Origin of the sequence: Chryseobacterium sp. CH25 (assembly GCF_004119455.1) — a bacterium.
Lineage (GTDB): Bacteria > Bacteroidota > Bacteroidia > Flavobacteriales > Weeksellaceae > Chryseobacterium.
Genome location: NZ_NRQT01000004.1, coordinates 470810 through 482148, shown reverse-complemented (window position 1 = coordinate 482148; position 11339 = coordinate 470810). Strand labels below are relative to the sequence as shown.

6 protein-coding genes are annotated in these 11339 nt (G+C 35.3%); 2 read left to right on the top strand and 4 right to left on the bottom strand.

Annotation, left to right across the window (positions count from 1 at the left end):
- Positions 1–103 precede the first annotated feature (103 nt).
- The 4 genes from BOQ64_RS12915 to BOQ64_RS12900 form a co-directional block, all read right to left on the bottom strand.
- The gene (locus BOQ64_RS12915) at positions 104–1402 is read right to left on the bottom strand and encodes a hypothetical protein (RefSeq protein ID WP_129055845.1); all 1299 of its coding nucleotides are present in this window, start codon (positions 1400–1402) and stop codon (positions 104–106) included.
- Between the two features lie 20 nt (positions 1403–1422).
- A complete protein-coding gene (locus tag BOQ64_RS12910; RefSeq protein WP_129055843.1) occupies positions 1423–3345 on the bottom strand; it encodes a hypothetical protein in 1923 nt (640 codons plus the stop codon).
- A 14-nt stretch (positions 3346–3359) separates the two neighbouring features.
- On the bottom strand, positions 3360–4010 hold the full coding sequence (locus tag BOQ64_RS12905; protein ID WP_129055841.1) for a T9SS type A sorting domain-containing protein: 651 nt from the start codon (positions 4008–4010) through the stop codon (positions 3360–3362).
- A 287-nt stretch (positions 4011–4297) separates the two neighbouring features.
- On the bottom strand, positions 4298–5842 hold the full coding sequence (locus BOQ64_RS12900) for an adenosine kinase (protein ID WP_228448359.1): 1545 nt from the start codon (positions 5840–5842) through the stop codon (positions 4298–4300).
- 849 nt (positions 5843–6691) lie between these two features.
- Between BOQ64_RS12900 and BOQ64_RS12895 the strand changes: the two genes are divergently transcribed.
- Complete coding sequence (locus tag BOQ64_RS12895; RefSeq protein ID WP_129055839.1) at positions 6692–9646, top strand: SusC/RagA family TonB-linked outer membrane protein; 2955 nt, start codon at positions 6692–6694, stop codon at positions 9644–9646.
- 8 nt (positions 9647–9654) lie between these two features.
- On the top strand, positions 9655–11121 hold the full coding sequence (locus BOQ64_RS12890) for a RagB/SusD family nutrient uptake outer membrane protein (RefSeq protein WP_129055837.1): 1467 nt from the start codon (positions 9655–9657) through the stop codon (positions 11119–11121).
- The last annotated feature ends 218 nt before the right edge of the window (positions 11122–11339 follow it).

Sequence of the window (11339 nt, the reverse complement as noted above, 5' to 3'; positions counted from 1 at the left end):
ATAGCTTTTGGATTGAATATAGTTTTCTGTAGGAGTGAGCTGTGCATTAGCTAAATGACTAATCAGCAACATGCCTACAGGGATTATTATTTTTTTCATCGTCTTAGTTTTTATAGTTGTATTTGTATTCTTTTAAGAGCTTCCCTGTATTGTTCTGCTCTCTGACTTCTTTAAGTCTTCCTGCATCATCATATAGATAAACTTCCCTGATACCAGATGGCGGAGTGATGCTTCGCACTCCTATTAATGAATCATAACTGTAGGTCGTGATCTGATAACCAGATAAATTGTTCTTGAAAGTATTAAAAGTATTTAACAGATTGGTTTCATCATTATTCCTTTCTGCTGCGGCATCTGTATTGGAGGCATTCACTATACTGTCTATAAATGATTGTCCAATACCTTCCAATTTTGCATTTTCAATCTTAGCAATGGGCTGGGTTCCGTTATAGCCCCAGATAATAACAGTAGAAACACCGTCTTTCGTAGTATACTGTACAAGGTTTCCTTTGGAATCATATTTATCATAGGTTATTTCTGTTGATCCTGTAGAAGGATTCTGAAGATCATAAGATAAAACTGACATAGGAAGTACTAAATTCCCTGTCTGAGGAGTAGGAAGTGCTGTTGGATATATTGTTTTGGATTTTGATAATACATTGGTAACTCCATTAATGGTCTGTCTTGTTTCTGTTTCCAAAGGGGTTGTAATCATATTTTTATCAATCAACAGCTGATTTCCGGTCTGATGAGCATACTGATATTCTGTTTTTACACTTTCACCGGAAGGCAAAATATTTTCGGTACTTCTTACATTGAACGGCTTATTAATATCTGTATCCCAATAATTATTTAACACTTTGGTTACAACAGATTTATTTCCAAAAAAATCTGTTGTTGTGGTTGCTACATGCTCTACTTTTGCAGATTCAATTTTTATATAATTTTTATCAATACGAAAAGTATCAACAAAATTTCCAATAGGACCTCGCTGTACTTTTTCCTTTAATAGATCCAAAACAAAGGCAAAAGCTATATCATCATTTGTAAGAGGAAGGTAACCAGACAATGGATTTTTTAAAGGATTAAAAATATATTCGTTGGTTTCTTCCCGTAAAGTATCATTATTTTTTTTATAAGATTTTGAAAGTAACAATCCTCCTTTCCAATAATCATAATTATATAGCTTTGTTTCTGTAAGAGATACATTATTGTTACTCTGCGAAAAACTATAAACTGTTTCCCCATTATCATTATATTCAGTCACTTTGGAATAAGAAACAATATCTGAACTGAAATAAGAACTACTCGCGGAAGAAGAATTACTTATTTTCATAAACGGATCATAATTAGGAGCAAAGCTTGGATTTGAAGAAGGTACCTCTCTGTAGATTTTCTTCATAAATACAAACGGCTGATTAATCACAGCATTTTCATATTTGTACTGGAAAACATTTTGTATTCCTTTTCCGTCAAAGTCCTCAATTTTTTTATTCTGAGCCCTCCAATATTGGTTATTTGTGTAGCTTCAGTCCTTATCTCAGAAAGAATATCCACGGAAAGACTACAACCGCATTCATCTACTCTATATAAACTAAGTTGTATAGGTGATGTGGAAGCTTTCTCTATTTTTACAAATTGTTTTCCGTTAGAGGTAAATGTTTTATCTCCAATCTTGGCGGAGCCAATACAACTTGTGGGATGTATTGTACCAGTATTATCATTATTATTGTCACACCAGTTAGTAAAAGAAAATTCGAATTGGGGATTTGACCGGTTACCAAATACTGAAGATGGAATTGAAAATGTTTTCTCGGAAGAATTATCTCCATACACTCCTGGCTTATAAACATTATTTAACTCTTCATAATGGTCTCTTTGTATCTGAAAATCGTACTGAGTGGTTAAAGCTGTATTATTTTCATAATACAAATTTTTGTACCCACCTGTAGGATAGGTGATTCTTGTCAATACCCCCAGTTGAGAAAAATTAGTATTTACTTTGCGATCTCTTCCCCCTATATACTGGGGTATTATATCATTAAATGTTTCTCTGGGAAAATTATGATCATCATCAGTATTTATAACACTATTCATATACCCCCAGTAATCATCATTATTAGTTGACCTTCTGGGAAAGTAGGACGTCTCATTGTAAGAGAAACGATGATAAGCATTCTGTAGATTATCATATACATTATCAAGTTTCAAACGATAATCCTGAGGAATATCTGAGGGGGTTTGAGGGTTGAAATAAGAATAATTAAAGGTATAATCTTTGATTAAAACAGAAGCTTTATTATAAACCTTTATATTTCTTAATGCAATTCCATTTTTAAGAGTTGTTGTACCAATAGTTGTCGCAATATCTTTTCTATAGGCATTGTTTTCTATAGAATAAAGAGGGTTATCCGAGTATTCAAAAAGAACTTCCCCTTCAGGAAATATAATTTTAGAAATAAGTTTTTCAGAATAATCCGTTTTTGCTCTTACAATGTCATATTTGGATAACATAGATGTTGATGAACCTGCCATTAACAAAGGGATATAAGCATTTTCCCTGATGGAGTTTTCCATATATGACTGATTTTTTGCATAAACAAACTCTACTGTTTTTCCTTCTGCTGTTTTCAGGCTGTCTATGGCGTAAGAATTCACATAATTCATTTCTCCAGGAATCCCTCCATTAACAGAGTTCTTTCCTGAAATCCAAAAAACATTTCCTTTATCATCCGTAAGGATAAAGGAATTAACTCCTGTTTTCTGTATTTTGATATTATCTTGAGGTATGGTATACCCCACATTATTGTTCAGGATGAATCCTCCATTTACAGTAGGCAAATTATAATTGAAGATATCAGGCATAGTATCATAGATATTTCCTTCGTATAGCTGCTCAATAGTTTCTTCTCTGGTATCTCCTGTACCATAATCAATACTATTATTCAAGTATTGCTGAGATTCTGCAAAACTCTTGAAACGGATAGGATAATTATCATCATCTTTCCCCATAATTACTTTTGAAATACTGTTGGGAATAGAGATTCCCCATCCCAATCCCACAGTACTTGCCACTTCATTCAGTCTTATTCCACCTGTATTATAGGACAGAGCAATAGGAATATTAATACCTCCCACATTAATAGTGTATAAAGGAATCGATATGTTAGCCTTTCCTCTGAATAAATCTATAGGAAGCTTTTCTACTTTATTTAAACTGTATGCATTTGCTGTAGTAGGTAAGGGTATCATATTAGTGACATGACTTTGTCCATTATCGCCAATCACTTGAGAATAATAAACACTAAAATATAAAAGGAGTATTAAGCTTTTAGTTTTTTTCATGATTAATGTTTTTTTTATTTCTTAATCAGCTTTGCATTCGCTGTTTTGTTATTATCTGTTTTTATAGGCACTAAGTAAGCCCCTTGTACCAAAGCCTGGGTATTAATCTTAGTCACTCTGTTCTTCGTTTTGAAGTTCTGAAGCTTTCTTCCGCTTATGTCATACAGCATAATATCAGTTTCTTTGAAATCAAAGCCGATTTCTATATAGGCATAGTCTGATACTGGATTTGAATAGATTTTGATGTCATATTTTTCAATCAGATCATTCACCTGTTTGTCTCCTAGTTTCACAATCTTCCAGTTCTCTTTCCCTAATTCTTTGGCACTTGTTCCGGCTAAAAGAAATTCTCCATCCTGAGTACTTCCTGTGGCAAAGAGATAATCATGATTATTTCCTGAGAAATATTTTTCCCAGGCTTCTTCTCCCTGTTGGTTCAGTTTAACCAGGTGGAAATCGTAACCGTTATTCTGTCTGCTTCCCTGTTGGAGTTTATCACTCTGTATTGAGCTTCCTGTGATTAAATACTGCTGATCTATTGTTGTAGTAACCTGGCTTAGAAAATCCTGAGTTGAGGATTTGATATCTTTTTGCCAGAGAACTTCCTGAGCAGATAGCCCAAGAATGGTGCATACAGTACATGCACTGAGATAAATCTTTTTCATTCCCGTGTTATTTTTGAGTTTAATGATTAGCTTTTCAAATTCGTGCAAATTTAACTTTTTTTAGTTCACACAAATCACATGAATGCGATTTAATATAAACCATTTATAAACATGAGAATGTTTTATTGCATTTTTACGATCTTACATTCTCTTTTACAAAGCTAATACAGCATTGCGACAAAATCTGTCGTAACATTAAGGAATAAAAAAACAGCATCATTTCTGAATGATGCTGTTTTACATTTATAATATCGATAATCAAAGATGATCATTTTTTCACCCGGAGATTAGTTTAACTGTTGATTTGCCTTCTGAACAAAATTATTCCATTGTGTATTCAGGAATTCCAGGGCTTGTTTTTTCTCATTTTTATTCAAAGAAGAATAATTGATTGAGTTGAAAACCAGCTTCTTCAAAGCTTTCGCATCCAGTTCCCAATATACGTAGGCTACCCAAAAATCATAACTTAAGCCTTCATAACCATATACGGCAGGATCATCACTATTAATGGAACATTGTACTCCATTGCTCAGTAAAACCCTTGCAGGATGATTTCTCAAGTCGCTCACATATCCCAGGATTTGGTTACTGATTGGGCTTACCTCAACCAACTTATTCTGTTTCTTAATCAGCTCCATTGATTTTGGAAAATAAATAAGATTAAGTCCATGCCCTATTCTTTGGTTATTCAGCAAGGTAATATCCAGTATATTTTTATTGAAAACAGAATTACTTTCTCCTGCATGAAGAAACAACGGCATTTCTATTCCTGATTTTTTAGTGATCTCATCTAACTTCGTCCAGTTTTTCTGGAATGAATTAATGCTGTGCCCTGCTGCTTCATCCGCAACAAGGTCAAAACCTGAAATCATATCGGGGAATTGTTTCTTAAGCTTAAAAGCAATGTCAAGCTGTTTTTCAATCTTATCCGAGTCTAAGAATTTAAAGCTTGAATAAATCAGTTTCAGGTTAAACTGAGGATCTGACTGACGCATCTGCTTCACAATATCCTGTAAATCCGTAATAGACGTTTCCAATGGATACTTCCCATGTTGGAAATCATACAGCTCATCAAATACATACCTGATTTCAACATGCTGTACTTTATCTTTTGCTAAATCCTGAAAACCTTTCAGATAGTATTCTTTAAAGAAAGGACGGTAAGGCAACAGCAGGTTGATACGTTGAAAACGCTTTTCAAATTCAATCCAATAATCTGTATAGGAACAAAGATTATCCCGCTTTAAAAGGAGAAGCTCGTGAAGTTCTTTTTCAAATTCTGGATTTGATTTCAGTTTTTGATCGAGGTTAACAAATCCATTGGGAACTTTTCCATTTTCAAAAAAGCCTAACTGACCAAGGATATATTTGTCATTGTCTTTTTGATCATATACATAGCATTCTTTATACTTTCTAGCCGTTGCTATCAGCCAATCAGCACTTGCCAGACCTCCACTATGGGTATGCAACAGCCCACCTTTAGGCATTGTCTGAATAATTTTAAACAGCTTACTGGATTCTATCAGTGATTTTATTTCATTAAAAGAACGGTTATATAAAGGAAACTTCTGTTTTTCTGTTTCCGTAAGAAACTGCTTCCTGATCTGGAATAATTTTTTATCCAAAACAATTTCAGCATCAGATAATTTTACATCTGCATCAAAAGCCATGGCTGCATTTTCTTTCTCCAGCAACGTCCATTTCTCCTGATAAGTGGATTTTTCAACCACTTTAGTTTGGGCTCCCAACAGAGGAAATCCCAACAATAAAATATAGGTAAGGTATTTTCTCATAATAATAGTAACCTGTAACAGACAAAAGTACTTTGCCATTACAGTATTCAAAAATATAATTATTTTTTTGGTAAAAGAGTTTCAATCTGAAAAAAACAAATGATAATCCTTTTAACGACACATTTTTCATCTCCTATAGCCCTTCCCTAGCCCCGATAGTAACGGTTACCCCGCAACACGCGTAAGCCTGAGCCCGGTGTGAGGAGTATGAGTGGATAGCGGGAAAAGCTCCTTAAAAAGAAATGGGATGCAAAATACGCAAAAAGTCTACAAAAACAATAGACTTATAATATTAAGTTTTATTCATGGGTTAAAATTGATTTTTTTGAAAATTATAAAACTTGAATCATTAAAATACAAACATCTGTATTACAATTAATTAAAACAACAAAAAGAACATTTAAAGATCAATTTTTCAATTACCCTACTAAATAAGTGGACTAATATGATTTTTCTCATACCTCTTTTTAACAAAGTTTTATGAATTAATAAATAATTTTGACCCAGTTAAAAAAAATAAAACTCTATTCTCATGAATAAGAATGACTTTAATTCTTACCTATGCACTATCATGGCTGCAGCTCCTGTTCAACATAAAGGTTGTACAGTAAATGCTCATTCACAGCACAATATCATTTCTAAAAAAATGTGCTTTGAAACTATGATGTGTAAAATGATGATGCGATAAATCCAAAAGAAATATGCACATTATTGTAGGAATTAAAGCCCGATAAGTTCAAGGCCTGATTAATCCGGGTACACCTCCTCTATTTTAACATTTTCTTTCTGACACCTCCTTATAAAAGGGAGGCAGGGACTTATTTTTTCCTAAACGGGAAGATAAAACGTATTACACATATTCAATTTTTAAAACCTAAGATTAATATAATGAGAAAAAAACAATGCAAACTTGGTGTATTGGCCGTGCTCTTATTCGCAGAATATGGCTTTGCACAGAAAAAAGACAGTCTTTCGCAGGAGACATCCATCAAAGAAGTGGTGGTGGTAGCCTTCGGAAAGCAAAAAAAGGAAGAAATTACAGGATCTGTACAGTCTCTAAAGGCTAAAGACCTGGGTAATCTTCAAAATGGAAACGTTCTTCAGGGAATTGGTGGTAAAGTGGCAGGGGTTCAGGTGATCTCTTCCGGGCAGCCAGGTTCCCAACCAACAATAAGAATGAGAGGAATTGGCTCCATTAATGCATCCAGTGATCCTTTAATTGTATTGGACGGAATTCCTTACAGTGGTGACCTGAACAGCATTTCTTCAGCTGATATTGAGAGTATATCTTTTCTGGAAGATGCTTCTTCCAATGCTTTATATGGTTCCAGAGGGGCCAATGGAGTCATTATTGTGAACACCAAAAGAGGTAAAAACAAGAAACTGAGCGTTGATCTTGATATAAAAACCGGGGTAAACTTCAGGTCTATTGAAGATTATTCAGTTTATACTTCACCACAGGATTATTACACTGCTTACTATAACAGAGGTAGAATTGGAGAAATTGCAAGACAGAAACAGCCGGGTGCTGCTCCCTCCACTACTACTCCGCATGCTGTGGGACTTTCTGCTCTTAACGGGCTTGGATATAATGTTTATAATGTACCTTTCAGCCAACTGATTGCTCCGGATGGTTCTTTTAACCCTAATGCCAAACTCCTTTATCAGGATAACTGGAAAAAACTGCTTTTCAGACCTGCTTTAAGAAGGGAAGCTACAGTGGGAATTAATGCCAGCGGTGATCAGGTAAAATCTTATACGTCTTTAAATTACCTAGATGACAAAGGATACCTTATTGGTTCCGGTTTTGAAAGATTCGGAATCAGATCAAATGTAGACTACTCTATTACACCAAAGCTAAGATTAACTACTGCTCTTTCATATACCTACAGTAAGCAGAATTTTGGAGAAACGGGAGGATTCTCAAATCCGTTCCAGTTTGCAAGAAATATAGCTCCTTTTTACCCAGTTTTCCTTAGAAATGACAATTACCAGCAATTGTATGATAATCATGGAAATGCGTTATATGATTATGGAGACGGACAGGGCCCGAATGGTGCTACAAGATCCTATGCTGTTTTTGAAAATCCGGTAGGAAACCTGCAGCAGGATAAATCTCAGAGAGTAAGCAATATCAGCAATATTAATCTGGGTTTAAACTACGAAATCATCAAAGGTCTGGATTTCACTTATAATTTTGGGGCTTATCTTGAAAACTTAAGAAACCTTCAGTTCGGAAATACATTAGGCGGAACGTCTTCATCTGTAGGTGGAAACATTTCTCAGGAATCTATATTTAATTATACTCTGAATCACCAGCAATTGCTTACTTACCAGAAGAAATTTGACAAGCATAATTTCAATATTCTTGTTGGTCATGAACTGAATAAAACAAAGAACGAAGGGTTCTCCGGAACGAAACAACAGCTTCTTTTACCGGAATCATGGGCCTTTGACAATGCAGTAAAAATCACAGACCTGTCAGGAAACGGTTATGAATATGCCGTAGAAGGATACTTCTCCAGATTATTATACAATTATGACAATAAGTATTTCTTTAATGCCAATGTGCGTAGAGATGGCTCTTCAGTCTTCGCTCCGGAAAGCAGATGGGGTACATTTTACGGACTAGGAGCTGCATGGAATGTTGCTAAAGAAGATTTCCTTAAAGACAACACGGTAATTAATGCATTAAAACTGAAAGTCTCTTACGGGCAACAGGGAAATGACAATATTCTTCTGAACAGCACTACGAGAGATTACTATGCTTATCAGGATATTTATGGAATTAATGATTTTGGAGATGGCAGACCTGTACTTACTCTAAAAAAACAGGGAAACAGAGACCTGAAATGGGAAACTTCCAAAAACCTGAATGCCGGTTTTGAACTCTCACTACTTAATAACAGAGTGAATGTAAATGCTGATTACTTTGAGAGAAAGGTATCGGATATGATCTATACGCTTCCATTAGCAATATCCAACTCAGGATCGTATGTGAAATATGGTAATATTGGAGATATGTACAACAAAGGAATTCAGGCCAATATCAGTGTAGATATTCTTCGTACAGAGGATCTTCAGTGGAATTTCTATGCCAATGCTACTCACTATAAAAACAAGATTACCAAGTTACCGGAGCAGCAAAGAGCTACAGGATTGGTTTCTGGATTATTTGTCCTTGCTGAAGGTGGAGACCGATATACTTATTACTTAAAAGAGTTTGCCGGAGTAAACCCTGAAAACGGAGATGCATTATGGTATAAAAATACCGTCAACCCAACCACCAAACAAGTAGAAAAAACGGTTACTAATAATTATAAAGAAGCAAGCGACTATAATACCGGAAAATCTGCAATCCCGAAAGTATACGGTGGATTTGGAACGGATATTACCTATAAAAGGGTAAACCTGTCGGTTAATTTCGCCTATCAGTTTGGTGGTTACGGATATGATGATATTTACAGATCTCTTTTCCATTCTGACACTTACGGTTCTAATTACACCACTGATCTTGATAAAACATGGACTCCGGAAAACCCAACGGCAGCCTTACCACGTGTAGATCTAAGTTCAACCAACCAGAATGGACATTCTACATTATACCTGGTTAAATCTGATTATATCAGCCTTCAGGATGTAACCTTATCATACCAGTTATCTGATGATTTTGCAAAGCAGGTTGGATTATCAACATTAAAAATCTATGCTACAGGAAACAACCTATACCTGTGGTCAAAGAGAAAAGGATACGACCCGAGAGCTTCCTTAACAGGAGTATCTGATGCTTACAGATATTCTTTATTATCCAGTGTTTCGCTAGGTTTTAAACTAACATTCTAAAAGAAATTATGAAAACAATAAAATACTTTATATCAACTTTAGCTGTAGCCCTCATTACAACAGGCTGTGCTAATGATCTCAATACATTACCGGAAGGAGATATTTCCGGTGAGCAGCTGAATGAAGACCAATCAAAACCAGAAAAAATCCTGGGTGGAATTTATCTTGATCTACGCAGTAATGGTGCTGGGGGAAACATTTCGTCTCACTCCGATTTCGGGATCATGGGAATAAAGGCAGGGGCTGATTTAATGTCCAATGATGTAATCCAGGCAAAAAATCAGCATTTGGGAATGTTTTATAATTATGAAGCAACCAATGCAAGTAATATCGCTTCAGAAATTGTATGGACCACTTTCTACGCCAGAATATTCATTATCAATAAACTTCTGAGTGATTTAAAAGGAGATGACAGTCCTAAAAACAAAGCCATTAAAGGACAGCTGCTTGCCTTAAGAGCGTATTCTTACTTTCATCTGATCCGTTTTTATGCAAATGATTATAAAGGACATCAATCTGATCCTGGGCTTCCTTTGGTTCTTACTACCAATAATCCCAGCCAGGGACTTCCAAGATCTACTGTAGCGCAAGTATACTCACAGATTGGCCAGGACATTGAAGAGTCTATTGCTCTTCTGGAAGGCTTTGCACGCCCATCCAGAGCCCAGATTGACCAAAGAACGGCTAAGGCGATTGCTGCTGAAGTATTTCTTCAGACCGGAGATTACGCAAAAGCAGTAAAATATGCTGCAGACGGTAAGCAGGGAATTGCTCTGATGACGGAAAACGATTATACCACTACCGGGTTTTCCAATATCAGTAATTCTGAAGTGATCTGGGGTTTTCATAATACAATTTCTACAATGAGTATCGGAAATTATTATGCTTCTTTCTTCTCTATGTTTGATAATACAAATGAAGGATATGCAGGAGCGGCCCAAATCTATAAACTTATTGACAAGCGTCTGTATGAAGCTATCCCCGATACGGATTACCGTAAAAAGGTATTCAACGGAAGCCAGCCAACCAAATATACCTTCAATGGAAAGACTAAAAACTATCCTGCATATGTAAGCTGGAAATTCAAGGATCCAAGCATGTTTGAAGGAGATTATATCTATATCAGGGCTTCTTCGTTATATTACATAGAAGCAGAAGCTTTAGCAAGACAAGGAAGAGAAGCAGAAGCAAAACAGGTATTATTTGAAATCGCATCCAAAAGAGACAAAGCCTATACGCTGTCTTCCAAAACAGGAGCTGATCTGATTAATGAAATTATCCTTCAGAAAAGAATTGAACTTTGGGGCGAAGGCTACGCATGGTTTGATATGAAGAGATTAAATACACCATTAGAAAGAATATACACAGGAACCAACCACACATTTGGAAGGCTTAACCTGACACCGGATAAATTTAAATTCCAGATCCCGAATAAAGAGATTAATAATAACCCACAAATCAAACAGAATGACTAAATAAAGCTTCAAAACAATTTTAATATATTTCAAGCAGCCACCATTTACAGTAAATGGTGGTTTTTTATTACAATCAGCAACAGAGTATTATCCTTCTTTTTAAAACCGCTAAAAAAAACAGCACCATTTACTAGTAATGATGCTATTCATACAATTTGATGATCAATAGAATTAATCTTTTTTATTTATTTTTTTCTTAGTTCCTAATGTTTAATTTT